Origin of the sequence: Butyrivibrio sp. CB08, from assembly GCF_003625485.1 — a bacterium.
GTDB lineage: Bacteria > Bacillota > Clostridia > Lachnospirales > Lachnospiraceae > Butyrivibrio.
Window position 1 is genome coordinate 208,368 of record NZ_RAIR01000002.1, and the last position, 24,882, is coordinate 233,249.

Annotated in this window: 21 protein-coding genes, 2 tRNA genes and 1 riboswitch; of the genes, 2 read left to right on the forward strand and 21 right to left on the reverse strand. The window is 42.7% G+C overall.

The window, feature by feature from the left end:
* Positions 1 to 43 precede the first annotated feature (43 nt).
* The 7 genes from D6855_RS04560 to D6855_RS04590 all read right to left on the reverse strand — a co-directional run bounded on the left by D6855_RS04560 (position 44) and on the right by D6855_RS04590 (position 3,562).
* Positions 44 to 127: transfer RNA gene (locus tag D6855_RS04560), tRNA-Leu, on the reverse strand.
* Positions 128 to 236: 109 nt separating this feature from the next.
* On the reverse strand, positions 237 to 896 hold the full coding sequence (locus D6855_RS04565; RefSeq protein WP_120738526.1) for an HAD family hydrolase: 660 nt from the start codon (positions 894 to 896) through the stop codon (positions 237 to 239).
* Positions 897 to 970: 74 nt separating this feature from the next.
* A tRNA-Leu gene (locus D6855_RS04570) sits at positions 971 to 1,053 on the reverse strand.
* 48 nt (positions 1,054 to 1,101) lie between these two features.
* Positions 1,102 to 1,434 carry a hypothetical protein gene (locus tag D6855_RS04575; protein WP_120738528.1) on the reverse strand — a complete coding sequence of 111 codons (333 nt, stop codon included), beginning with the start codon at positions 1,432 to 1,434 and terminating at the stop codon, positions 1,102 to 1,104.
* 71 nt (positions 1,435 to 1,505) lie between these two features.
* Positions 1,506 to 1,988 carry a Cys-tRNA(Pro) deacylase gene (gene ybaK, locus D6855_RS04580; protein ID WP_120738530.1) on the reverse strand — a complete coding sequence of 161 codons (483 nt, stop codon included), beginning with the start codon at positions 1,986 to 1,988 and terminating at the stop codon, positions 1,506 to 1,508.
* Complete coding sequence (locus tag D6855_RS04585; protein ID WP_158589467.1) at positions 1,981 to 2,667, reverse strand: arginase family protein; 687 nt, start codon at positions 2,665 to 2,667, stop codon at positions 1,981 to 1,983. Before D6855_RS04585 ends, ybaK begins: the two co-directional genes overlap by 8 nt.
* Before the next feature lie 121 nt (positions 2,668 to 2,788).
* Positions 2,789 to 3,562 carry an adaptor protein MecA gene (locus D6855_RS04590; protein WP_158589468.1) on the reverse strand — a complete coding sequence of 258 codons (774 nt, stop codon included), beginning with the start codon at positions 3,560 to 3,562 and terminating at the stop codon, positions 2,789 to 2,791.
* Positions 3,563 to 3,866: 304 nt separating this feature from the next.
* On the opposite strand from D6855_RS04590, the gene D6855_RS04595 reads away from it, so the two are divergent.
* Entirely contained in the window at positions 3,867 to 4,886 is a 1,020-nt protein-coding gene (locus tag D6855_RS04595; RefSeq protein WP_120738536.1) for a PD-(D/E)XK nuclease family transposase, read from the forward strand.
* Between the two features lie 50 nt (positions 4,887 to 4,936).
* On the opposite strand, the gene D6855_RS04600 is transcribed toward D6855_RS04595, so the two are convergent.
* The 8 genes from D6855_RS04600 to D6855_RS04635 form a co-directional block, all read right to left on the reverse strand.
* Positions 4,937 to 5,587 carry a sortase gene (locus tag D6855_RS04600; protein ID WP_120738538.1) on the reverse strand — a complete coding sequence of 217 codons (651 nt, stop codon included), beginning with the start codon at positions 5,585 to 5,587 and terminating at the stop codon, positions 4,937 to 4,939.
* 66 nt (positions 5,588 to 5,653) lie between these two features.
* Positions 5,654 to 6,817 (reverse strand): Cna B-type domain-containing protein, encoded by a 1,164-nt coding sequence (locus D6855_RS04605; protein ID WP_120738540.1) that lies wholly within the window; start codon positions 6,815 to 6,817, stop codon positions 5,654 to 5,656.
* Between the two features lie 12 nt (positions 6,818 to 6,829).
* Positions 6,830 to 7,678 (reverse strand): class C sortase, encoded by an 849-nt coding sequence (locus D6855_RS04610; RefSeq protein WP_120739144.1) that lies wholly within the window; start codon positions 7,676 to 7,678, stop codon positions 6,830 to 6,832.
* A gap of 127 nt (positions 7,679 to 7,805) precedes the next feature.
* Positions 7,806 to 9,266 (reverse strand): SpaH/EbpB family LPXTG-anchored major pilin, encoded by a 1,461-nt coding sequence (locus D6855_RS04615; RefSeq protein ID WP_120739146.1) that lies wholly within the window; start codon positions 9,264 to 9,266, stop codon positions 7,806 to 7,808.
* A gap of 74 nt (positions 9,267 to 9,340) precedes the next feature.
* Positions 9,341 to 13,843: a Spy0128 family protein gene (locus tag D6855_RS04620; protein ID WP_120738542.1), complete on the reverse strand. Its 4,503-nt coding sequence runs from the start codon at positions 13,841 to 13,843 to the stop codon at positions 9,341 to 9,343.
* A gap of 197 nt (positions 13,844 to 14,040) precedes the next feature.
* On the reverse strand, positions 14,041 to 14,658 hold the full coding sequence (lepB, locus tag D6855_RS04625) for a signal peptidase I (protein WP_120738544.1): 618 nt from the start codon (positions 14,656 to 14,658) through the stop codon (positions 14,041 to 14,043).
* On the reverse strand, positions 14,651 to 15,100 hold the full coding sequence (locus D6855_RS04630; protein WP_120738546.1) for a hypothetical protein: 450 nt from the start codon (positions 15,098 to 15,100) through the stop codon (positions 14,651 to 14,653). The genes lepB and D6855_RS04630 overlap by 8 nt, the downstream gene beginning before the upstream one ends.
* A gap of 284 nt (positions 15,101 to 15,384) precedes the next feature.
* Positions 15,385 to 15,470: riboswitch (cyclic di-GMP riboswitch) on the reverse strand.
* 262 nt (positions 15,471 to 15,732) lie between these two features.
* Positions 15,733 to 17,073, reverse strand: a complete 1,341-nt coding sequence (locus tag D6855_RS04635; RefSeq protein WP_158589469.1) for a flagellar hook protein FlgE — start codon at positions 17,071 to 17,073, stop codon at positions 15,733 to 15,735.
* A gap of 231 nt (positions 17,074 to 17,304) precedes the next feature.
* On the opposite strand from D6855_RS04635, the gene D6855_RS04640 reads away from it, so the two are divergent.
* On the forward strand, positions 17,305 to 18,204 hold the full coding sequence (locus D6855_RS04640) for a serine O-acetyltransferase (protein ID WP_120738550.1): 900 nt from the start codon (positions 17,305 to 17,307) through the stop codon (positions 18,202 to 18,204).
* A gap of 38 nt (positions 18,205 to 18,242) precedes the next feature.
* Here the strand turns inward: D6855_RS04640 and D6855_RS04645 are convergent, their stop codons facing one another.
* The 6 genes from D6855_RS04645 to D6855_RS04670 form a co-directional block, all read right to left on the reverse strand.
* Positions 18,243 to 19,307 carry a tRNA dihydrouridine synthase gene (locus tag D6855_RS04645; RefSeq protein WP_120738552.1) on the reverse strand — a complete coding sequence of 355 codons (1,065 nt, stop codon included), beginning with the start codon at positions 19,305 to 19,307 and terminating at the stop codon, positions 18,243 to 18,245.
* 11 nt (positions 19,308 to 19,318) lie between these two features.
* Positions 19,319 to 20,146 carry an energy-coupling factor transporter transmembrane component T family protein gene (locus D6855_RS04650; protein WP_120738554.1) on the reverse strand — a complete coding sequence of 276 codons (828 nt, stop codon included), beginning with the start codon at positions 20,144 to 20,146 and terminating at the stop codon, positions 19,319 to 19,321.
* Entirely contained in the window at positions 20,143 to 21,858 is a 1,716-nt protein-coding gene (locus D6855_RS04655) for an ABC transporter ATP-binding protein (RefSeq protein WP_243111808.1), read from the reverse strand. The genes D6855_RS04650 and D6855_RS04655 overlap by 4 nt, the downstream gene beginning before the upstream one ends.
* Positions 21,859 to 21,863: 5 nt before the next feature.
* Positions 21,864 to 22,421: an ECF-type riboflavin transporter substrate-binding protein gene (locus D6855_RS04660; RefSeq protein WP_120738556.1), complete on the reverse strand. Its 558-nt coding sequence runs from the start codon at positions 22,419 to 22,421 to the stop codon at positions 21,864 to 21,866.
* Entirely contained in the window at positions 22,411 to 24,114 is a 1,704-nt protein-coding gene (locus tag D6855_RS04665) for an EAL domain-containing protein (protein WP_158589470.1), read from the reverse strand. The genes D6855_RS04660 and D6855_RS04665 overlap by 11 nt, the downstream gene beginning before the upstream one ends.
* An 87-nt stretch (positions 24,115 to 24,201) precedes the next feature.
* Positions 24,202 to 24,867: a hypothetical protein gene (locus tag D6855_RS04670; RefSeq protein ID WP_120738560.1), complete on the reverse strand. Its 666-nt coding sequence runs from the start codon at positions 24,865 to 24,867 to the stop codon at positions 24,202 to 24,204.
* Positions 24,868 to 24,882 lie beyond the last annotated feature (15 nt).

Consider the following 24,882-nt stretch of genomic DNA (forward strand, 5'->3'; position numbering starts at 1 on the left):
AAAAGGCTCTTCATGCATCTACATGAAAAGCCTTAATCATTCGTGCGGAAGATGGGACTTGAACCCACACGATGTAAGCATCACAAGATCCTTAGTCTTGCTCGTCTGCCAATTCCGACACTTCCGCGAACCTTCGTCTTTCGAGCTAACCGCTCGTGACGACTTTTATATATTAGCAAACTCCATATCTTAAGTCAACACAAAATCTCAATTTTTTTCAAAAATCGTTATTGCGTTCATTTCTGGAGCAGGTCTAATATTTCTAATGGATCTGAAACGAAGATATTTCCTGATGCTCCGGCATTTAGGAGTTCCTCTTTTGTACGAAATCCCCACAAGCAGGAAATGCATCTTAACCCCGAATTCATGGCAGTTTTGTGATCTACTTCTGAATCTCCAACGTAAATTGACTCCTCTTTGGTGCTGCCAAGCTCGTCCATTGCGGCAAAAACTTCATCAGGATAGGGCTTTCTTCGCATGGTTTCAGTAACACCAATAGCCACAGATACGTAGTCTCCAAAGTAAATCTTGGTAAGCTCTTTTACCGCACCCATGGGCTTGTTGGACACAATAGCAAGCTTGTACCCTCTCTCGTTAAGCCCCTTTAAAAGCTCAGGGATATGCTTGTATGGTCCTGTCTTAATATTACAGTGCTCCTCGTAGTAGCTCTGGTACTCCTTAAGGATAATATCAAACTCCGGATGCTCTTTTCCCGAAGCGATAGCTCTTTCCATAAGATATGAAGCCCCATTGCCCACCATGTGCCTTATCTCATCAATTGTCCTAAGTGGCAGATCGTGGCGGCCCAGGATCACGTTCACTGAATCCGTGATGTCATCCAGAGTATTAAGGAGCGTACCATCCATATCAAAAACAACTGTTGTGATCTTATCCATTTTAGCCTCACTCAAAATGTCTTAAAAAAATAACTCCAAAGAGCTGTTACAGCGCTTCGGAGTCAAATTATCAGTGCAGAAGAAGGGACTTGAACCCTCATGTTGTTGCCAACACATGGACCTGAACCATGCGCGTCTGCCATTCCGCCACTTCTGCAAGCGACAAGAATAATAATACCGATTTTGGCAGAATATGTCAATGCCATTATTTGAGCGTGAGCTTATCTACATAGGCGCACAGCTGCTTGGTTACAGCAAAGAGATTCTTATATGTAAGGGCCAGATAAAGAGTAACAAGGCCACATACGCCAGCTGCGATGAAATTGCCAATATAGAACCCATTGAAGGCCGCAGCCAGGAAGATGCATGCACAGATAAGAAAAGCACACATAGGAACAAGGATCCTCAGCATTTCCTGATGGATCTCAGTTAAACGAAGCTCTAAGCCCTCGCGTTCCTCCCATATTTCCTCTTCAGAGATTACGTCGTAGTCAATTTTCTCAAGATGTCTTAAGTAGTCTCTAAGTCTCTTTTCCATAATGCCTCCCACTCAAAAAGGTAGTATTTATCAGTCCTTGGAATTCATTATACGCTATTACGTCAAACATGTCACTCACAAACGTCTGCTGTAGTGAACCTGATAACCTTTGACAGCTCTTTTACCGGAACTTCCACCTGAAAGCCCACTTTACCAGCGGAGAAAAAGATACTGTCAAACCCGTTTACTTCCTCATGGATCACTGTAGCAAAGGTCTTCTTCATGCCTATTGGCGAGCATCCGCCGTGGACGTAACCGGTAAGGGGCAAAAGCTCTTTTTGAGGAAGCATGGATATGGACTTTTCAGATACTGCCTTAGCAGCCTTCTTAAGGTCCAGCTCCCTCTCAACAGGGATCACAAATACGTAGTGCTCTCCGGACTTTGAGTCTGTCACAAGTGTCTTGAACACCTTCTTAGGGTCCTCCCCAAGGATACCAGCTATCTGGGTTCCTGTCATGGTGGCATCGGGCTCATAGCTGTAGCTCTTGTATTCTATCTTTTTCTGCGACAAAAGCCGCATTACATTGGTCTTCTCTTCCTGGTTCTTAGCCATTTATTCCTATCTCCTGTTCCAGTATTTCAAGCACTCTGGCGTTGAATCTGTCGTTCTCCTCTATAGCCCTTGAAAGGTCGCACCCTTCCTGGTCCGGGGCGCACTCTCCGCAGATGTCCACTCCAAGGAGTCTTCGCTTAGCAGGTAATGCCCTTACAAACTCAAGAACCTGCTCTGGCCTGGCTTCCCCCTGGTCCCAGTTGGTGGTCAGCTCCTCTTTCCTTATGACATCCTTATCTATAGACAGGTACACGGGAAAAGAGCTGTCTGGAAGATTTACTATGATCTCTCCGCCAGGGCCATCTGAAAATATATCTTCTATATTATAGAAGTGAACTTTTTTCCTGTCCTCATCATCCAGCTCATCAATGAGTTTTTCATCCGCTCCAATCACATGCACATCCCTCACAAACTCATTGTGATCAAGTACATCAACGATCCATCCGCCGCAGGATAATATATCAAACATGGGCCTTTGCATGTCAGGATGGTGGTCTAATACTATAAGAGAGAAAGGTTCTTTTACCTGACTAAGATATATGGAAGACATATAGTGAAAGTTCCCGTTGTCGATAAAGTGAAGGCCGTAAGGCATCATGCTGTGGGCAGAATCCAAAGCTCCCCTGTCAGGAGATGAAATACGCGAAAGGATCTCTTTTGCCGCTTCATCATCACACATGCAATTGGTCCCTGAAATATCACAAAGGTCAACAAAATGAGAGCTCTTATCTGACCGATAAAAGCTCTCCTGATCATAGATTTTAGAAAAATTAAGTATCGCTACATCAAAATTCATTGTCTTATTTAGCAAGGTCTGCCAGATGGATAATGGCGTCGTCTCTTATGATGCATTCGCCGTGTTCCTGGATAAACATGGATTCTGGCGAGTTAACTGTGAGCATCTGTGAGTACTCAACACCTGCTCTTCTCATGTCATATATTATGCTCTCATCTGCGGACATAAGTCCTGCAATGAGATAAAAGCGTCCCTTGTCCTTGTAAAGCGTGGAATCAACGATTGGAAGCCTCTGGACAACCTTAGAAAAGCGCCCTGCCTGGGCTATATCGTCAAACTCCATCATGTACCTTGCATACTCTGTCAGAGGCTGATAGCTGTATTCGTTCTTTTGCTCCTGCTCTGCTGGTGTAAGGTCCTGGGTGTAGATCCTGTTGATAGTGTCTGATACGTTGGTGATAACGTTGTTGAGGGCAATTCCCTTGTCCTTGCCAGTCTTACTCTTGACCTCATCAACCTTCTCCTGGGTAAGAGTCTTGAGAATGGTCTCCGCAGCGCCTCTGATCCTGTCTGCAGCCTTCTGGATATCGTCATTGGAAAGCTTAACAGCAAAGATACGGATGCTGCCATCCATCATCATGTTCTTACTCATCATCATGACCTCTGTCTCAGGGTCATAGTCAAGCTGAGCTCCAACCTCCTTGTTGAGCTGTGCAAAGAAAGACGTGGTGTTCTCCGCTCCACTGATTACAGCTTCAGGAGTCAGACCGATCTCGTGGAGCTCTGATGCAGCGATACTGCATTCTACTGTGGTTTCATTCATTTTTACTATGATCACTTGCATCATCTCCCTTCTGAAAAGTCTATCTTCTTACTGTAATTATAGTACGCTGATTTCGCAACGTCTATCAAAGAGTCGTAAAAGTTTTATTAAGAAAGAATTGAAGTGCAACCAAATTCTTAAGATGCCTTAAGAATTATACAGAAAGTCTTAAGAAATTCTGCCGGTTTTCTTAAAGAATTCCCATCATAAATCTGTTATGATGACATTTGTCGCGCCCATTCAGGGCCATATGCCACAGTCGTGGCATCAGCATTTTCGCTAAAAAATCCAATATTATTTCAAAGAAAGAAGGAATTAAATGAATCACAAAGAAACAAATCTAGCCAATTACTTCCCCATGATCAGGACAAAGGAAGCTATCCTTGAAGACATCCGCAGAAATGATTCTCTACAGGATACCTTCGAAGGTTGGACCAAAGACCACCAAAAGGAATTCCTTAACATCTGCAGTGGAACAAAAGGAGTGAAGATGCTGTACGACAGTTTCTTCAAAGAATGTTTAAATCCAGAATACGATCCAGAAAGGCTCTCTGACCTCCTTAGTGAACTGATTCAGTGCAAGGTCAAGGTAAAAGAAATCCTTCCAAACGACAGTACCCGCCTTGGCGATGAAATGTCTCTTGTCATCACTGATATCGTGGTCGAGCTGGAAGATGGATCACTTGCAAATATTGAAGTTCAAAAGCTCGGATATCTCTTCACCGGAGAAAGAGCTTCCTGCTATTCTGCAGACTTATTGCTCAGACAATACAAAAGACTCCGCGATTTAAAGAAATCGAAATTCAGTTATAAAGACATAGCACCTGTCTACACGGTAGTCTTTCTGGAAAACAGTCCTGCCATCTTCCATGAATTTGAAGAAAGCTTCATTCACAGATTCACTTCCATCTCAGACACCGGAATTAAGCTAAATATGCTCCAGAATTTTATCTTTATTCCGATTGATATTTTCCTGAAAAAACTACATAATGAAGGTATCAATAACAAACTTGATGCGTGGCTTGCTTTCCTTGGATGTGACGAACCGGAATATATAATCCAGCTTATTACAAAGTATCCGGAATTTAAGCGTATCTACGATGATCTTTATGAAATGTGTCAGAACACAGAAAGGGTGATTGAGATGTGGTCTAAAGAACTTCAGATTCTCGATAGGAACACTGTAAAATATATGATCGATGACCTCCAGGAACAGCTTGACGACGCTAAAGAACAGCTTGATTCTGCCAATGCCACCATTGCCGATAAAGATGCCACCATCGCCACTCTACTAGAAAAACTCCAAAAATACGAATCGGAGAATGACTCGAAGACCTGATCAAACCAAAAACCCCTTGGATCACTCCAAGGGGTTTCATTTTATAATCTTCAATTTGTCTTCCTGATATGCTTGCTCTCTTCCACAGCCTTTAATATATCCGGCTCAGAACCTGCATCAGTAACTTCTCCAGTGGCCTCACACCTTACTGTCACACGATTTGAGCCGCCAACTGTACATGTAAACATGGTGAAATCCCACTGTCCTGATTCCATCTTCTCGGTGTCATAAGCTCCAAGGGTCTCAATGTTAGAAACCACAAAGTGGAAGCTTATTCCGTTCATATCAGTAACAATAACATCAGATCCGATTTCCAACTCCGGAAGCCTTCCGAAGTGCTCCACGTAGTTGTGTCCGCAAACGATCAGATCATTCTCATACACAGATCCTGAATATCTGCAGATCGCCACCTTGGCGTTTTCCTTGCTCCACTGGTCCTGGATAGGAAGTATCAGCCCAAGGGAAGGAATCTGAACAGTTCCAACAAAGCTCCTTCCGTCCACATCTGCAATAGGCATCGCACCCTTAAAATGGGTTCCGATAGCCACCTCAGGCATCTGCTCAATAACACCCTGTAAAAGCTCATCTGAAGCCGCACCTGCCTTGGCATTCTCATCGAAGTTGTTCTTAACGATCACTGCTGCGATTATTATCAAAAGAGCTCCTATCGCAATATAAATGTATCCAGAAATCTTCTTCAAGCCTTTTCACCTCGCATTTGAAAATATAAGCCCTGCTTTTTCCTGCAGGGCTTATGATAAATTCAATTACTTAGCACTCATTTTAGCATTTTTCCTGATTCCCTTCACAATGAAGAAAATACCAGCTATCACAAGGATAGGAAGTGGCCACCAAAGCTGACCTGTCTGAGGAAGTCTTCTTGCACCAAGAACTGCTGGCAGCTCTCTTATAGCTCCAAGAACCTCAGGAAGATCGAAGCCTCCTGGTGGAGGGTTGTCTCCTGGTGGTGGGTTATCCGGTGGCGGGTTATCCGGTGGCGGGTTATCTGGCGGCGGATTATCTGGTGGTGGAGGTGGCGTCTCTGGTGAGTAACTGTTAGTCAGAGTATAAACAACTATCGTACCATCCTCACTCAAGGCTGGATCAGAAACACTTACAGTGTACTCAACATCACTTGTGTAAGTCTCCTCAAAAGTCCACAGATGACCAGGTTCGTCTTTCCACGAATAACTCCAACCCGTAGAATCGCTTAGCGTAACTATATTATAATCTATTCCATCACGCTTTATCTTTACTGTAATGGTGGAAGGCCTGTAAATCTCTCCTCCACTGTCAGCCCACCTCTTATGCAGACTATACTTAACCACCTCAATGTTGGTCTTCTCACACTTTGCAAAAGCCTCTGCTATGTAAAACAAATCATCATAGATCCATTCATCAGTTTCAGCATCAAGCTGCGGAACAGATACCAAAAAGCTTGAAAATACATAAGTACACTCTTCTTCAATATCTTTCACCACAACGCTTTTTACCAAATAAATGCCAAGGTCCAAGCCCTCAAAAACCGCCTTGCCATCAGAAGTGGTAACTGTCCTTGTCGGCTCATGGTTGGTGATTGCTTCCGGTTCTACCGCCTTCTGCACAGCCTCCCATTTTGCAGCCGCAGTATCATTGTCCGTTATTGAATCAAGTTCAATTCCAGTCAAAGAATCATATGGCGGATCCAGTTTAAAAGAAAACCTGTCATCCGAAACAGAAGCTACCTTGTAAATAGATACGTTGATACCATCAAAATACCTGTAACTGTCTTTGCCATCCTCTTTAAACCTGTACGTTATGGTCAGTTTTCCTTTTTTTCCAGTATCAATCGGAACTCTGGCATAAGAAGTAAACGACACTCCTTCTGCAAAAAGAAGCACCGCCATAGCAAATACTAGTATTCTGCTGATCTTGTAAAATATCTTTTTCATAAATCAATTTCCTCAATTTTGAGACTTACTCTTTTCCTTCTTAGGACTTCTGGTCCTTATCAGGAAAATGATAAATGCCAAAAGAAGTATCGGTGCTGCAACAAATGGTGCAACAATAAAGTTTCCGTATCTGGTCGCATCTGCCGGTACGATCAGTTTTGTTTCTTCATTATAATCAACACGCTTTGCCCTTACAAGGAGCCTGTGGGTATTTACACCGTATGGTGTACATGTAACAAGCGTGACATATTCCTTTCCATCGACTATCGCCAGGTCCTGAGTCTCTTCAGGAAGTACTATATTGATCTGATCAACCTGATATGCGAAAGTCTGATCAAGTATGTGTAAAAGAAATGTATCTCCCACGATCATCTGATCGAGGTCTGAAAAAAGTTTGGCTGAAGGAAGTCCCCTATGCCCTGAAAGGATCGCATGGGTCGACTTAGTTCCTGTAGGAAAAGATGTTCCTTCAAGATGTCCAATTCCTACCTGTAGAACACTCTCGCTTGTTCCGTGGTAAATTGGAAGATTAACTCCTATATTCTCAATCTCGATGTAACCCATGATACCGGTTCCTGTTACATCAAGTACACTTTTATACTCTTTCATCTCCTCTTCCGAGAGAGTAAAATTGAGTGGTTTTTTGGCAAGTTCCTCGTTATATCTGTAGGCCTCACTCCACATCCTGGAGTAATCCTCTTCAGAAATTGTATTGATCAGTTCCTCGTAGTTCGAAATAGCTCTACTCTGGTTCTTGGAGTTGATATAGTTACTGACCGACGGATATAAAAAGATAACCAGTCCAACTACAAATATAAGCCCGAATATTATGTTAGGTATCTGCTTTTTTAGTTTGCTCATATTTCTTTCTTGAATCATTCTGTACTTCCGAAGTGGCTTTCGCCACTTCGGAAAATACAGTAAGTTTCTTTATTAGAAACAAGATTCAAATATATATATTTACTTTTTCATACCCTTTTAATACAAATTACTTTGCAGCTGCCTTTCTGCGTACGATGAAGTATGCAACACCTGCTACGATGAGAAGTCCACCAACGATGTAGAAAATAGTTGTTCCGATTCCACCTGTTGAAGGAAGTGTAAGACCTGTTCCATCTTCTACCTTCGCAACCTGAACTGCACCGGTCTTAGAAGTTGTTGATACTGTTACCAGCTGAGCATGCTTAATCTCCTTATTACCTAAAGTTACGCTGCTCTCAAGAAGGTTGTAACCCTGAGGAGCCTTTGTCTCTTCAAGAACATAGTTCTCTGCGTTAAGACCTTCAACTGTTACAGGAGTTTCAGCAACAGTTACGATTGACTCTGCTGAGCCATCAGGATCTACCTTGTACTCAGTATCTGAAATCTTTGTAAACTTAATCTGTGCCTGATCAAGCTCTCTGTATACCTTAAATTCAGCACCAGGAAGAACCTTCTCGTCTTTATCCCCTACAGCGACCTTCTTAATCTGAATAGGATATGTCATTGTCTTTGTTGTTACGTGAGTTGTCTCAGTGTCGTTACCATAGATGAGATAAGCTTCATTTATATTTTCCTCAGATGCGATAACAGCGTCCTTGTTAACAACTGCCTGGTAAGAAACAGTTACAGTTGTATCTGCACTAGGCTCACCCTCAAATACGATCTCAAATCCCTTATTTCCATCCTCGTCAACATACTTGTTGTTGATTGTAAACGCAAGAGTAACATCTGAGAAAGTAACATTGCTCTCCTGAACAGGTACAAGTGTAAGACCTGGTGTTAATGTATCAACAATCTTATAACCCTCACCACCAACTTTAAGCTTTGCTTTGATCTCGAAATTTACTGTATCACCAATCTGTGCATCGTTTCCTGTCTGATCAGAATAAATTGTTGCATCATTTGTAGCGTCTGTAACCTTCTTGTCAAGTTCAGGAACACTGTTCTTCTCGCTAATTACTGCGCTAGGAGTAGTTGTATTAACTGCTACTGCACTACCAAGTGATGAATTAACTACATAGTAACCATACTCACTAACAGAGATAGTAGCTACACCGTCTTCTGTAGCTGTTGTTGAACCGTCGTTTGCTATTCCGTTAGCCTTTACATATGCAAGTACAGCCTTACCAAAAACCTTCGCATCATCTTCTGTTTTAAGTCCTGCAGTATCAAGGATATCATTATCGCCAACTGTGAAGAATGAGCTCATTGCTACACTGGTTCCGTCATTATCGTATGTGTATGATGGAAGACCTGAAAACTTGGAAGCAAGCTTGTAAATACCACCCTTATCAGCATTCGCTTCATCAGCAGGTACATAATCAAATACGCGGTACGCGTCGTATGTCTGTCCAGCTGCTGCATTTTCGATTGTAATTGTTCCTGAAGCCGCATAGGCTGTGATTGCCATTCCAAGTACCATGGCTGTTACAAGGAACCCTACTAATAGTTTCTTAATACCTTTCATTTGTTTCCTCTCCTTTGAATCTTGTTATTTGTTTTAGTTTTATTTTTAGCTCTCCCAAGCTCTAAAACCTTTAGTTACTCTTCTTCCTGGTCCTCATCTTTTTTCTTTTTGTAATAAAGACCTGTTCCAAGAAGTCCTACTACTGCTGTTCCAGCACCTGCTGCCATGTAAGGGATATCTCCTATACCGCCAGTTGAAGGAAGAACATTATCACCTACTTCGTTTGTAACAGTCAGTGTAAAGTTTGGATCTTCATTAGCATTTCCAAATGCATATACCTCGTTCCAATTCACACTAGATTTGTTTTTATAACTTGTGGTGTATATTACAAGGTTCTTCTTTTCTACGTACTCGTTGGTCATCGTATCAAGTACGTATTCTCGAACATAGTAGCAATAGTTTCGTTTTGTATCAGCTGGATGAATCTTCTCGGTGAGAAGCTGTAATTGCCATTCAGTTCCATTTGAAATAGCAAGCATCGATTCTCCAGAATCACTTGCTTCGTAAACACCCGAAGCTACTCTGCTCCATTTCATAAGCTCATATTTCCCACCATCTATCTCCTCGAAATCCTCTCCATGAGTTCCATATTTAAGGCTATATGAGCGATAAACTTTAACGTAGATCGGTGTTGTAAATTCAGGATTAGTTATTTCTTCTCCATTTTTTGTCCACTTCTTTTTAACTATCAAATATGATTTTTCATAGTTATTAAATTCAGCTTTCTCGACTGGAGTTTTGCATTCCTTGTCAGAATAATACTGTGGTTCTAATAACTTATTATTCTGTACAACAACCTTCACATAAATCTTGTGAGAATCATATTGAACTTCACTGCGGTCACCTTTGGTCTCACTGATAACGTATATGTACTCTCCATTGATGCTCTGATCAAACTCAAGTGGACCAAATACTACATCTCTGGTATTCTCGCCACCATAAACCGTCTGTTCAACTTTTTCAGGCATTGGCTGGTTAGCGTTATCTCCAAGCTTTTCAATCTTGAAAGTGAATCCAACGTCTTTAGTCCAGGTACCGCCAATATAATTCTTTTTAACCTTGATCTCAGTAGGACGCGTATTATTAAATGCTAGCACCTCTGGAGATCCGCTTAATTTCTTGAAGTATTCTTCTAAGTTTCTCTGACCAATGATAGTTGCAAGATCAGATCTTACATACTCTACTGTTTGATTTGCACCAGGATTAGTAACTATAACGATAATTGCCGATTGATCCTTTATTACATTGCTTCCTTCCGGCATATCATCCTCAGTTACTATGAAGAAGGCTTTCTTTGTCTTATTTCCATGACCGCCTTGTCCTGGGCCGCCTTGTCCTGGCGTATCAAATTCAACAATAGCACCCTGCTCAGTCAGCTCCTTAAGCGTAAATGAAACTGTTATGTTTTCTAAACTGTTAGTTACATTTCTCAGAGGATCACTAATCTTTGTTGTTGGTCTTGGTCCCGTTCCATTAGTTTTAGTAAACGCTCTGACAGTGAAGTTGTACTGCTCTCCCTCAACAGGCTTAACACCATTCACATACTTAAGCAGGTGGAATTCCAAATCACCATTTGTAGTATTCTTAAATGTAGGAGCCGTTGTTGATTCGTTAGACAAGCTTCCTGCTTTTGTCGGATTAGCATCCTTGGATTTAAGAACATAGTATTTTGGAGCAGTTGCTTTATACCTTACTTCGTTTTTGCCCTCTATGCGCTCAGTTGTAACTTCTACCTTCGCAACATACACGTTTGAATCATATTCGTAATCAGTACTTGTTCCAGGTATTTCAACGATTCTGTAATAATGCACTCCTTTATCTGTGCTAACGCCATAACTAATAGGCTTGAATTTAATCTCACCTTTAACGTTCTGTTTAGTTTCGATAGAAGTCTCTTTCCATTTATTATTGCTGTTATCCCATTCAGTTAATTCAAATGAGAAGATTTCATTTTCTGCAGGCTCTTTATCATCTACAGTTTTGTTCGCCTTCAGTTCGATCTGTGTTCCGTAAACGGAAGGAAGATCATGGTTATGGAAGTGCCACTCAGCGGAGCCATTTACCTTATCAGCAACTAATATGCCACCGCATGCAGATGTCTGATTCACCTCCGAGTTGGGAGCAATAAAGACACCACACCATGATTGATCTATTGTTATCTTTTCGGCCTTTACAATATTGAAAACCACTGCAGTGGTAAGCCAATCAAGCTCTTTAGCTGAAGATCCTGCTAAAGTATCTGTTTCAATGCCATTTATCTTATATTTTCTTATTTTCAAATTAGGAGAAGTACAATTTAAAATAAGATGCTGATCAGATTTTATGGTAATATTTAATAATTCTCCACCTCCAAGGTCGATATTATCGCCGTTATAATTAAGTACATATGTACCACCTGGTAAATCATGTAAATCAATATTCACTGTAACCTTGCCCGCGCCATCTTCATATGGCGTAGGATCGTACACATAGTCACTTACTGTTTCATATTTGTCATAATACTCACCAATACTCTTTATAATACTTTTAACATCAATATCATGATTTGTTACAATATTAGTCCCATCAACATTTCTCAGCTGATATTTCCCAGACGCTATCGGATTTGTCCGTGATGGATCATATTTTTCGGTTGCTTTTTTACCAAGATAAATATTTGCTGGTGGCTGATAGAACCATAAATAACCATCATTTGGCCATTTTTTTATTTCCCCAAAATAGTTATTACCTCCAGCATTGCTGTAATTTGAAGATGCTCCTATTTCTTTAGTATCACCAGAAAATACACCTACCATTACATTCGTTTCAGTATCGCCTTGCCATTTGTAATCATTGGCAATAACACCATAATCATAAGCATCGCCAAATGACTCCATAAAGTCGTATGAAACATCAACTAACTTGGCACTTAAATTAGGAGTTAATGAAGTAATGGCATATACCGAGAAACTGTCTGTCTCAAACTCAACCTTTTCAGTTCCCTCAACATCTACAGTAGCGCCTGTAAGAGTTACTACATCAATATCCCCTGAAGAAATGCCTGTTGCATCTTCAGTATTTTCGATCTCGTTCTCTTCCTTGAATGATTCTGTAATAGGAAGATGCACAACTGTAAGATCTTCTTCAGAAGAAGCGGAAAGATCTTCAGTGAGCTGATTGTTCATAAACTCGATCTTAACAGTTACTGTGCCTTCTTTAGGCTGGATCTCTTTTCCCTCGTATACAAATGCAATGTCATAAAGCAGAGTATTATCCTCAGTAAACTCGTTCGCGTCTTCCTTACCTGCATCCTCAGCGATATCATCAGCGTTATCATTGAGGGCATCCATGTAAGCATCATAGTTGTAGCTTGAGGAGTCCTTAGTTACCTCAACAGCCTTGAGTTCAATTCCATCAGGGAATACGTTCTTGCCGTTGATGGTTGCTGTAACTGTTACCTTGCCATCTGAGAAAGTAAACTCTGTCTCTTCACATGCCTTCATGTAAGAGTACTCAATCTCAGCATCCTCAGTGATCTCTATAGTTTCGCCGTCTGCTGTTGTAAACTCGTAAGCTTCTACTGATACAGACTCAGCTTCCTCTTCGTCTTCCTCAGAAGCCTCTGCTTCTTCTTCAGTATCCTCTTCCTCAGCCTCAACTGGCGCGATCTTGACGATCTCTTCGCCTTCGTATGTTGCCTTCATGAAGAAGTAACCGTCGATCTCAGGTACATTGTCATTATTTAATGAAGTCTCTTCTGCAAAAGAAACTTCCTCTGAATCCTGAATCTCTTCGCCGTCCTTGTCCACATACTTTGCTGTAAGGACGAGCTTGCTCTCTACTTCAACTTCTTCCTTATCCTTGATATATGTAAGGACGATAGTTGCGTCCTTCTTAATCTCTTTTGAATCGCCATCAGCAAATGTTACTTCGTAGTATCTGATGTCGTCTGCGTTCTTCTTAACTGTGATCTTGGAGATCGCATCTTCCTTATAGGTAGCTTCCTCGAAGGTGTAACCATCAATGGATGGAGCCTCTTCTGAGAAATCAAGGCTGTCGTAAATGTCGATCTCTTTCTCGTCTGCTATTGCTTCACCGTTTTCATCTACATAAGAAACTGTGATAACAACATCCTCTGAAAGCTCGTCTTCTTCCTTAGCCTCTTCTTTCTCTTCCTTTTCCTCTTCTTCTCCCTCTTTAACTTCTTCCTCTACCAGGTCTTCTGTTTCTGTGTTTTCCCCAGATTTCTTAAGCTCATCAGCATCTACGCCTTCGCCATCTTCGTCATCATCGTCGTCATCGCCATCCCCAAAATCGAAGATGCTGCCATCGTCATTGTTGCCATCGCCGTTTGATTCCAGCTTATTTTCCATAGTCTGCTGGATCCATTCTGCTTCATCCTCAGCACTTGCGGTGTCTAAAACAACTCCCACTTCTTCAGCACCGTCTTCTGTCATAGCAGTAGCAGGCTTGTTCATAATATAAAGAGTGATTGTTCCTGTAAGAAGGGACAGGCAAAGAACAAATGCCAACCACTTTTTATAGTTCGTATGCTTTCTTATGTAGTTTGCCGCGCGAGACTCATCAACTTTGCGCATTACCTTACTCCTATTTGCTTGAAAACCCCTAAACTTCTGTGAACTTTGTGTGAAAACCTATTAAATCTTTATTAAAACCCGCTTCCCAATCATCATTTTTATGTCTCTTTTCAAATCTTTCTGCAAATATGATGTTTCGAAAACGTTTAAGTACCTCTCCCACAAAAAGGTAAAAAAATATAGGGCAGCTCGATGTCTTACATCCCGCCGAAAACTTCGAAGGGATACACTCTGAAAAATATCTTTCCAATGAGCTGTTCTTTGGTTACGCATCCAACCACACTTGATCTTGAATCGATTGATGCGCTCCTGTGATCTCCAAGAACGAAGAATCTGTTCTCTGGTACCTGATAAGGGAACTCGATGTCTGTTGGGTCCAGGCTCTTTTCTGATACATATGGTTCATCGAGAGCCACGCCATTTACTGACACATTACCTTCATCATCAATGTTGATCCAGTCCCCAGGTGAGCCGATGACTCTTTTTACAAGGACCTTATTGTTATAGTAGAAAGCAAGCAGATCTCCTGGTTCAAAGGTGCTGGAATTCTGTGCTATTACTATCTCTCCGGTGTTCATCGTGGGAGTCATTGAGTCTCCCGTAACCTTAAGTACTGTTACAAAGAAGCTTGATACCAGTACCGCCAAGGCTGCCACAACAACCACTACAAACACGGTGTTTCGAAGAACTCTTTTGTATTCTTTTTTATTGTTCTCCCTCTTCAGCTCCTTCTTAAGAGCATCTATTGAGGGACGCTCAACTTGTGAGCTTTCGACAGTTTCCTCAGTTTTTGTCTCGTTTACTATTTCAGCCATCTTCTCTCTCTCGCATCTTATTAGTAAAAAGATCTATTGATTCCTGAGCTTTTTCCATCAGGCCTGTGATGTTTATCACTGCCTCAGCCAGTGTTCCTGACTTCTCGATGGCTGCCAGCTTCCTGTCGACTTCTTCATCCTTGGCCTTCATCTCTCGTTCGTGTCTTGCCTTAAGGCCATTTATATCTTTATCGAACTTCTCCTGCATCTCGGCTTTTTGCTGAGCGAACTTCTCTCGCATCTCGGCCTTCTCTTCATCGAAGGTCTTGAGCATCTGTGCTCTTTCATTGGCCATCTGTTGCTGGAGTTCGAGCTTTTCACGCTCGAGTTCTTTCTTTAATTCTATTTCATGATACTTCGCAAGCTCAGCTTCTTCTGAAAAACTGATCATCATCTCAAGAAGTTCTGCTCTGCTAAGCTTTTTAAGATTTACGTCTGCCATTATTCTCTCGCCTTATAGTCAAGTTTCAGGAAACGTTTAAGTAAAAAAGGTACCATGCACCGGACATCAGCGCATGATACCTTAAGTATCGAAACCCTCTCAAAAAACAGGCAAAGACGCCAAGTCCAATCGCATTATTTAGAAACTACTTTGTTCCCTGTACCGCAACAAAAAGCTGCTCGCTCTTCCATGAGCAATAGTCGTACAATAATTTCCAAAAAAATAGACCGTTTGAACTGCCCCCACAGCCACGGTCATCCCCTTTGGTGCCGTTTATATCCAGCACCAGCAACTGGCTGTCTTTCACCTATGTGATTAAGACCCTTTAGCTTTGCGTCACCATCTTTCAATGGCTTTGCCTTTTATATCTGCTGAGATAAAAATACAATATCTCCTTGCGTGAATTTAATATATAATATTCCGGATTTTTTTACAATAGTTTTTTCACACTTTTTTCACAGTTTCCTCAAACTTTCTTTAGAAACCGTATCATTACTGGGTAATATTTTTTCATTCGCTTACATTTTTATGATAGTTTCCATTTTGGAGAACATATTTTAACACTGCGTTTCCATAAAGTAAAAAAGAGCCAGGAAATATCCTGGCTCTCAAACCCGCTTATTTACTGATGTTTACTGTTTTAATCCTCTGAGGATCTGAAGCATCTCATCGGATGTTGTTATAACCTTACTGTTTGCCTGGAAGCCACGCTGTGTCGTGATCATATCTGTGAACTCTTTGGCAAGGTCAATGTTACTTCCCTCCAGAACGCCGGAGTTCATATATCCGCCATCCTTGGTAATATCCATGATCTGTGCCACTCCAGAGTTAAGAGATGCAGCATAGAGGTTATCTCCAACCTTCTCAAGTCCCATGGCATTGCTGAATTCTGCAACTGCGATCTGTCCTTTCTTGAGGGTCTGGCCATTTGAGTATCTTCCATAAATAGAACCATCTGTTCCAAAAGAGATATTGGTAAGTTCGCCATTAGGATATCCCTGGTTAAGACCCTTGGTATCTCCTCTGTATCCGTATATCGATGATGAATGAGAAGCAGAATTTCCTGCGTAGTTAGTCGTGTGAATGAAGTCAATGTTGAGGCCGTTTACAACAGATGCATCGCCTGTGAGGTTAAGCGTATATGTACCAGCTGTGTTACCATTAGCTGATACCAGCTTACCATCGCTCTTACTATATACAAGGTCAACCTTCACATCATCTGTAGGATTCATTACAGAATCACCATCTTCGTTAACCACTTCGTTAAGCTTAAGTGTGTATGTATTATTCTCAGTATCTCCACCATCCGTCAGTGAGAACTTCAGAGTATACTTCTCGCCGTCACTTCCATATACTTCGATGCTAAGAGCCTTACCTTCCTCAAGAGACTCATCAAGCTCGTCGATATTTCCCTTGAAGTATGACTGTGATGTTGCCTGACCTGGCATAACATCTACCATTCTGGTCTCCCCGTCAGGGCCGGTAACAGGAGTTCTGTTGATAACGTGAAGCTTCTGAACAGCATTACCGATAGCCGCTTCTCCCATAACACCAAGCACATAGTAGCCATTGCCCTTGGTTACAAGATCGCCATTAGCATCGATTGCAAAGGAACCGTCACGGGTAAAGTTCATCTCTGCGCCTGAGATATCAGGGCTGATGATAAAGAATGAATCACCAGTGATCATAAGGTCAAGGACGTTATCTGTTGTAACTGCTGAGCCCTGTGCTGCGATGTTGGTATAGATAGAACCAACCTTTGAGCCAAGACCAACCTGAGCTATGTTGGTTGAACCAACATTCTCTCCTGCACCTGTTCCTGATTTAACTGTCTGATATAGGATATCCTGGAAACCAGTAGCCTGTGATTTATAGGATGTTGTATTAACATTGGCAATGTTGTTACCAATGACATCCATTTCAAGCTGATGGGTTTTTAAGCCGGCGACACCGGACCAGAGTGATCTCATCATAGTACACGTACCTCCACGTGGGTAAACAAATAGCTCTTTTGTGCGTACATCCGTGTACATAAATGGCAAGATCCCTTTGCCGATAAAGAAGCATATTATACCTGCTGTAATCTTTATCGGATGGTTTCTTTAGAATGTTTAGAGGGGAAGCGAAATATTTTTTCAAAAAGCTTTCAAACACCATATTTGTGGTATAATTGAAGAAATTTTAGACCAAGGTCAGGGGAAACCATGGATTATAAGAAGAAAAACAATTCATCAGAACTAAAGACCGAGATCAGGGATATTGTCGACTTGATCCTGTCCGACTACGAGAAGGGCCGTGATGTGGACCAGATGGACGTCTACAACCAGCCTGATCGCGACGCGGTAAAAGATATCGTCATCAAACTGATACGTATCATTTATCCTGGATATTACAGAGACAAGGTTTACAAGAGCTACAACGACAATAACAGGATTGCTGTGGTAATCGAGGACGTTATCTACAATCTGCAAAAGCAGATCGCAATCGCCTTCCATCACAGCCCTGAATATAAAGATGCTCTTGACGATACATTGGAATGCGGCGCAAGATGCATTACTCATGAGTTTTTCAAACAAATCCCCAAGATAAGGGAATATGTTGACACAGACCTGCAGGCCTGCTACGATGGCGATCCTGCGGCTTACTCCAAGGGAGAGATCATTCTTTCATATCCTGGACTTACTGCTTCTACTATTAATAGAATTGCCCACGAGCTGTACCTGCTTAAGGTGCCGCTTATCCCCAGGATGATGACAGAATATGCTCATTCCAAGACAGGAATCGACATTCATCCAGGAGCAACCATTGGCAAGTACTTCATGATCGACCACGGAACAGGCATTGTTATTGGCGAGACTTCAGTTATCGGAGAACACGTCAAGATGTACCAGGGTGTTACAATAGGTGGTCTCTCAACAAGAGGTGGACAGAGCCTTAAGGGCGTTAAACGTCACCCTACTATCGAGGACAATGTAACAATCTATTCCGGAGCTTCAATCCTTGGCGGCGAAACCGTCATTGGCGAAGGCGCAGTTATCAGAGCTAACGCATTCATCACTTCCTCTGTTCCAGCAGGTAGCAGAGTCAGCATGAAGAACCAGTAAATAATTAAGGCCACAGCACTTAGCTGTGGCCTTATTTTTTATATGAATTCACATTTTGCAAATATGTCGTTGACCGCAGCCTGGTACTCTCCTTTGCTACGGCTTTTTCTTATGGTCTTTAGGCACTTGTCACAGTCCTTAAAGTGCACATGAATAAATGCCCAGTGTTCCAGCATTTTGAAGATGACGTTTCTGTCCTCAGGAATGTACTCAGCGTAGGAATCGTAGAGTTTTCGAAGGTAGGACTTGAGTTCATCAGGTTTAAGAGATTCACCGCCCTTAAGTTCACGGGCAAGTGCGGGATTTGTGAGAAGTCCACGACCGATCATGATACCAGAAATCTCTGTACCAGATTCACTTAGCATTTCAGCTAGTCTGTTGTAATCTTCTACGCTGTTCACATCGCCATTGTATATGATATCTGCTGCTCCGCCGCAGTCTCTGTAAGTTTTCACAGCTTTAACAAAGTCATCGGCCCTTGGCTTTCCGCCGTAGTAGTCCTCCCGGACTCTTGCGTGAATAGTAAGTTCTTTAATAGGATACCTGGCGTACACCTCCATAAGCTTTCTGGCTTCAGCAGGGTCACTAAATCCCAGTCGAGTCTTCAAAGAAATATCAGGATACATCTCACTTCCAAGACCGGCGAGATCCTCCTCATCTCTTCGCTTATTGAATGGTTTTCCACCAGCTACAACGCCTTCGCTAAATGCTGCAAATATCTCGGATAGCATCTTATCCAGATACTCAGCATCCTGCAATAGCCCTGCTCCTTTGTGCCTGTTAACCACCGTCGGCGCAGGACATCCAAGGTTCAGGTTGACTCCCTGATAGCCCAGCTTTTTCATCTCTCTTGCTGCCCACAGGAAGTTTTCTGAATTTCCAGCCATGATCTGGGGCTCTATCTGGGTTCCGTAATCGTCAAAGACTGGTGAATTCTTTTCCGGGAGCACATCTTTCTTTTCCCTGTTCTTGAAATGAAATGTTGACGCAGCAGTAAGAAACGGGGTGTAGTACTTATCTACCCCCGCCCCAAAAACTTCTCTATGTACATTTCGAAGTGGATAAAGTGTTATCCCCTCCATCGGTGCAAAATAAACCTTCATAAACTCCCTCGTCACACAAACGGATTGAAGTAGCGGCTTCCGTCTGCGTAGGTGATGACCATGGTTGCCACAAAGAACAAAATGATAAACACAATAACAGCGTAGTCTGCTGTACGTAGCGGTTTTCTTGAATACCAGCTCCTGGTCTTTTTCTTGCCAAAGCCTCGAAGCTCCATGGCATTGCTGACAACGTCGATCCTCTCCATGGTTGAGAACAACAACGGGAAGATGATGATGGCAACGTTCTTGATCCTGTCGATGAGCCTTCCCTTGTTGCTCATCTCAATGCCTCTTGCCTCCTGGGCATTCTTGATGCGCCTGAATTCGTCCTGCACATCCGGGATATAACGAAGAGCAATCTCCAGTGAATATGCTATGGAATATGGCACTCCGATTCCATTAAGTGATGAAGCCAGTTCACTGGGGTCAGTGGTGGTCAGGAAGATGAACACCGCCGGGATTACTGTGAAGTACTTGATGAACACGTTGAACTCGTAAAAGAGCTGTTCCTGAGTCAGACTGTAATTCCCAAATAAATGTGCTATCTCAGTCTTGGTGCCATAGATAACTGTTCCCTGATATGGTGCAAAGAAGAAGATACAGGTTAGGTTGATCACCATAAAGAACATTACTGCTGCAAAAATGGTGCTGACCTGCTTCCACTTAACGTCAGATATCTTATAGATAATAAGTCCCATCACAAGCATGGTAAGAAGAATCCTTGTGTCAAAAGTAAGTGCACTTGCCATACACCACACAATGAAGAACACCAGCTTGGTGAAGCCGCTCAGCTTATGGACAGGAGTATTCTTTTTTTCATAGGAAATAAGCCTGCTCATTTTGACGCGCTCCTCTCAAAATCAATAAATCTTGCAGCGAATTCTCCAGGCTCGTCAATGTCACACTTAAGAGCAAGGTCGTAGAGAGACGTCCTCTTAAGATAAGCTCTGTCGCAGATTTCGCTGTTTGTAAGAACTTCAGATGGAGCAGCGTCCATAATAAGTTTTCCATCAGTAAGGACCAGAGTCCTGTCAGTGTACTCCAGCATCAGATGCATGTCGTGGGTGATCATGATGATGGTGATGCCAAGCTTCTCTCTGATATCCTTAAGGAACTCCATGATCTCTGTATAGTGCATGTAATCCTGTCCGGCTGTAGGCTCGTCAAGGATCAGGATCTCCGGATTCATGATGAGTATTGAGGCTATTGAGACTCTCTTTTTCTGTCCAAAAGAAAGAGCTGAAACCGGCCAGTTTCTGAATGGATACAGACCGCAGATCTTAAGGATCTCTTCTGCCCTCTGTCTGATCTCATCTTCCGGAACGCCTCTTGAAGCAAGGCCAAGGCCCACTTCCTCCATGATCATGGGCTTACTGATCATCTGGTTAGGGCTCTGCATCACGTAGCCGATCTTCTCTCCCCTTTCCTTAATAGAAAGTGGAGATATATCCTGTCCGTTAAGAAGGATAGTTCCGTTATCAGGCTTGTAAAAACCGCAGATAAGTGAAGCAAGGGTAGATTTACCTGCTCCGTTCTTTCCAACCAGGGAGACTATCTCTCCCTTCTTTATGTCAAAGGAGACCTTATCAATGATCTTCCTCTTTTCGTCGTAGCAAAATTCCAGGTCAGTGACTGTAAGAACACTCTCATCAGAGGTCTTGACCTCATGAAATGGAATTGAATGATACCAGCTCCTGATAGTGTCTTTGTATGGAGCAATGTCCATAGACTCTATGTGCTGAGGATGAGTATCTGCCAAAACCCTGGCGCCAGCAGCCTTCATAGCTGATACATAGAGAGGCTCTCTGATACCGTTCTGAACAAGAATGTCAGATGAAAGCATATCATCCGGAGTCATATCCGCAATGATCCTGCCCTGGTCCATCAGAACTATCCTGTCAACATCACGATACAGAACATCCTCAAGTCTGTGCTCAATGATGATAACTGTCATGTCTTCATCGTGCATGATCTCATCAATAAGAGCTATGGTGCGCTTACCTGTGGCGGGATCAAGGTTCGCCAGAGGCTCGTCAAATAAAAGGATCTTCACATCGCAGGCCATTACGCCTCCAAGGGAGACTCTCTGCTTCTGACCACCGGAAAGCTCTCCAGGAGCATTCTCCATAAATGAAGTAAGCTCAAGCTTGCCAGCAACTTCATTAACCTTCTTAAACATCTCCTCCTGAGGAACGTTATCATTCTCCAGCGCAAAGGCGATGTCCTCTCCAACAGTAAGTGCGATGAACTGTCCGTCAGTATCCTGCAGTACAGTTCCCACTATTTTGGACATACCAAAAACTCCGAGCCCCGCAGGTTCTTGCCCGCTCACTCGGAGAGATCCACTCTGATCCCCCGCATAGGAGCAGGGGATCAGAGCGTTTAATAAATGTGCAAGTGTTGATTTTCCAGATCCTGACTGACCAGCAATCAGGATTTTCTCGCCGGGATAGATCTTTAAGTTAATGTCTTTTAAGGTGGGCTCCTTCTGGGCTCTGTACTTAAAGGACAGGTTCTCAAACTCTATGATTGGCGATATTTCTTTTTCCAAAACTATTAGTCCTCCGCCTGGAGATTATTGGAGCCGCCTGCGATCTTGCTGTATGCAACAAGGAGGATTGTTCCAAGGATACCGATAACAACGATGTTGCCAAGGAAAGCGAATGCGCCCTGAGCAAATACCTTGTTAGCTGGCTCTGCGAAAATAAGGATATCAAGAACAGGTGCGCAGATGATCCATGCTACTGCATTTACCACTACCTGAACGATGTTGAAAAGAATGATGTTCTTGCTGTTTACGAAGCCGCCCTCTTTTACAGCGAACTTGTTTGCAAAGAATCCGATTGCGAGGCCAACGATTCCATCAGGAATAACCCAGCTCCACCAAACTGATCCATAGAAAAGAGCATCTCCAAGTGCATGGCCAACAAGTCCTACAACAAGACCAACGATTGGTCCGAATACTGCTGAAAGGAATGCGAGAATTGCCATACGTGGCTGAAGCGCTGTGTTAGGTACTACGATAAGTGGAATCTGTACGTTTGTAAGTACTACAAAAAGTGCAGTTCCGATTCCCATTGCTACTACTTCTTTGATACCGATCTTAAAATTCATGATCCTTCTCCTCCGTTACTTGTTTGCTTAGTTTTCCCCTGTATTTATCCTCAAAGCTCTCAACAGGCATTGGCATGTCGTAGTAGAATCCCTGGAACATCTTACAGCCCATTCCCATAAGGAAATCAAGCTGCTCTTTGGTCTCTACTCCTTCAGTGATAACGCCCATTCCGAGCTCATGAGCCATATCTATCGTGTAATTAAGGATAACCTGTGCACGCTGAAGATTGTCAGTCTTGCGAAGGAATCCCATATCGATCTTAAGCACATCGGCGTTGATGTCCTTGAGCATGTTAAGTGAAGAATAACCTGATCCAAAGTCATCGATCTCAACCACAAAGCCGCTGCTCTGAAGGTCAAGGATGAGCTTGGAGCACTTGGAAACATCAGATGTTACCGCTGTCTCTGTGATCTCAATGTTAAGAAGATGTGGATCAATGTTGTACTGATTCACAAGATCCGTAAACTCTCTCTTGATATCCAGGTAGTACAGATCCTTGGGGGAAACATTGACGGATACGGACAAGCCCTCCATGTCTGTTCCCTTCCAGGCTGCAAGCTGAGCTGCTGCCAGCTCCCAGATATATCTGTCCAGCTTGTAGATAAGATCTGCTCTCTCCAAAACATCTATGAAAACTGCTGGCTGGATAACACCGTTTTCCGGATGAAGCCATCTTGCCAGAGCCTCTGCGCCGAACACTGTTCCGTCTGAATGAACCTGTGGCTGCAGATAGATACCAAACTGCTTGTTGATGATAGCAAAGTCAAAACTTGAGAGTACCTCTTTTTCCAAAAGAGCATTTACCAACATCTCATCGCTGTACCATGCGATCTCGCAGACTCCGTCCTTTTTGATGGACTTGCAGGCCATGTAGGCTCTGTCGCACATAAGGGCGATGTCCATGTATGGATCTCTTACCTCATAAACTCCCACCTGCATGTGAAGAGAATAGGTCTTACTGGTAACTCTGTTGGCAATCTCTCTTACGAGCTTCTTAAAGCCTCTCTCGTCAAAGCGATCCTTGGGAATACACATAGCAAAGTGATCGCCGTTGATCCTGCCGTAGATATCATCCTCCCTCACGTGCTGAAGGATCATATCGCCAATATTAAGAAGGATGTCATTGCCCTTGTCTATACCAAAGAGCTGGTTAAAGAGCTTGAAATCCTTGATGTTTGAATAAAGAAGAAGGTAGGGCTTGTTGGCTTTCTTGAGAAGTTCCCTTGCTCCTTCATTAAAGCCCTCTCTGTTGTACAGACCAGTAAGTTCATCGTGTGTGAGTCTGTACTGCTCGCCAGTGCTGTTCTCCACAAGATCTGAGAGATTCTGAATTGTGTACATATAGCCAATAAGAATTCCATCCGTATCGATGATACTCCTGAAGCGGACCCTGTACAGTCTCTCCTTGTCGCCGTTACTATATACTCTGCACCATGATGCAGCTGTCTGTGCAATTCCAAGTCCATTCATCCACTCGTAAAAGAGATTTCCAATTACCTCAGGATCTTCCTCAGAATGGAACATAGAAAAAGCGTGCTTGTTGGCATAGACACACTTCCTGTTGCTGTCCAGGAACAGTATGCCCACTCCAATGTGCTGCACGCCGTAATTTAACAGTCTGACAATATCTTCCGGGTCAGACTTCTTACTGTAATAGCTTGTATTGTCACCAAAGATCAAATTCGCGTCCATAGAAACATTGTACTTAATTTCATTTGTAAAATCTACTAGAATTTGTGGTATAACTAGCATTTTATGCTATTTTTTTACAACAGCTAGTTATTCCCTGTTCTTCTTGTACCTACGATCAACCAAAAACCATACAAGTACCAGGAGAACTATACCTCCAAGAAAGAGATGCTGCGATTTGATCTGGACTTTTTTCTCAGTAGGGACAAGGCTCTCGCTCTTCGTCTGATACAGCAAAAGAGTCGTTCCAATACTGTGAGTACTGACTGTAAGAGTATCTGCACCAACATCCGTATCCTGCGCAAAATCGCACACTCCCATCACATCGGTCATGAGATAGTATTCTCTTTCGGGAGCTACAAGATAGAGTGGAATGTCATACTGCATCTCAACGTCTTCAGAAAAACTTTCCAGTTCCTCTGGCTCCTCTGCGCCAACATACTTCTCGGCGTTGACATCAAAGAACACACCATTATGCAGAGCGCCATACTCCTTAGACTTCTCCTCTATAGCCTGGTCAAAAAAAGCCAGCTCGCTCTCGTTTGCTATCTCATCAGACATCACGAAGCTAAAGCTCACCTCCGCATCCTGTCCTGAGGATATTTCCTCCAGCTCTTTTGCGGTAAAGCAAGCCCTCACAGCGCTTTCATAACTGCCAAATCTGATATCGGGAGCAGCTACTTCAGTATTGCTCTCCGAGCTCATTGTCACAGTTATGGTTCCCTCTCCATAAGTGACCTGTGTGGTTTCGTACATATTTGCCCTTCATAA

Coding starts and splice junctions, on each gene's coding strand:
- D6855_RS04635 (WP_158589469.1), bottom strand. CDS start 17,073: ATGATGAGATCACTCTGGTCCGGTGTCGCCGGCTTAAAAACCCATCAG.
- D6855_RS04665 (WP_158589470.1), bottom strand. CDS start 24,114: ATGGACGCGAATTTGATCTTTGGTGACAATACAAGCTATTACAGTAAG.
- ybaK (WP_120738530.1), bottom strand. CDS start 1,988: ATGGCTAAGAACCAGGAAGAGAAGACCAATGTAATGCGGCTTTTGTCG.
- D6855_RS04610 (WP_120739144.1), bottom strand. CDS start 7,678: ATGAGCAAACTAAAAAAGCAGATACCTAACATAATATTCGGGCTTATA.
- D6855_RS04605 (WP_120738540.1), bottom strand. CDS start 6,817: ATGAAAAAGATATTTTACAAGATCAGCAGAATACTAGTATTTGCTATG.
- D6855_RS04645 (WP_120738552.1), bottom strand. CDS start 19,307: ATGAAGGTTTATTTTGCACCGATGGAGGGGATAACACTTTATCCACTT.
- D6855_RS04660 (WP_120738556.1), bottom strand. CDS start 22,421: ATGAATTTTAAGATCGGTATCAAAGAAGTAGTAGCAATGGGAATCGGA.
- D6855_RS04670 (WP_120738560.1), bottom strand. CDS start 24,867: ATGTACGAAACCACACAGGTCACTTATGGAGAGGGAACCATAACTGTG.
- D6855_RS04585 (WP_158589467.1), bottom strand. CDS start 2,667: ATGTGTGATGATGAAGCGGCAAAAGAGATCCTTTCGCGTATTTCATCT.
- D6855_RS04640 (WP_120738550.1), top strand. CDS start 17,305: ATGGATTATAAGAAGAAAAACAATTCATCAGAACTAAAGACCGAGATC.
- D6855_RS04630 (WP_120738546.1), bottom strand. CDS start 15,100: ATGGCAGACGTAAATCTTAAAAAGCTTAGCAGAGCAGAACTTCTTGAG.
- D6855_RS04615 (WP_120739146.1), bottom strand. CDS start 9,266: ATGAAAGGTATTAAGAAACTATTAGTAGGGTTCCTTGTAACAGCCATG.
- D6855_RS04595 (WP_120738536.1), top strand. CDS start 3,867: ATGAATCACAAAGAAACAAATCTAGCCAATTACTTCCCCATGATCAGG.
- D6855_RS04575 (WP_120738528.1), bottom strand. CDS start 1,434: ATGGAAAAGAGACTTAGAGACTACTTAAGACATCTTGAGAAAATTGAC.
- D6855_RS04620 (WP_120738542.1), bottom strand. CDS start 13,843: ATGCGCAAAGTTGATGAGTCTCGCGCGGCAAACTACATAAGAAAGCAT.
- D6855_RS04565 (WP_120738526.1), bottom strand. CDS start 896: ATGGATAAGATCACAACAGTTGTTTTTGATATGGATGGTACGCTCCTT.
- lepB (WP_120738544.1), bottom strand. CDS start 14,658: ATGGCTGAAATAGTAAACGAGACAAAAACTGAGGAAACTGTCGAAAGC.
- D6855_RS04650 (WP_120738554.1), bottom strand. CDS start 20,146: ATGAGCAGGCTTATTTCCTATGAAAAAAAGAATACTCCTGTCCATAAG.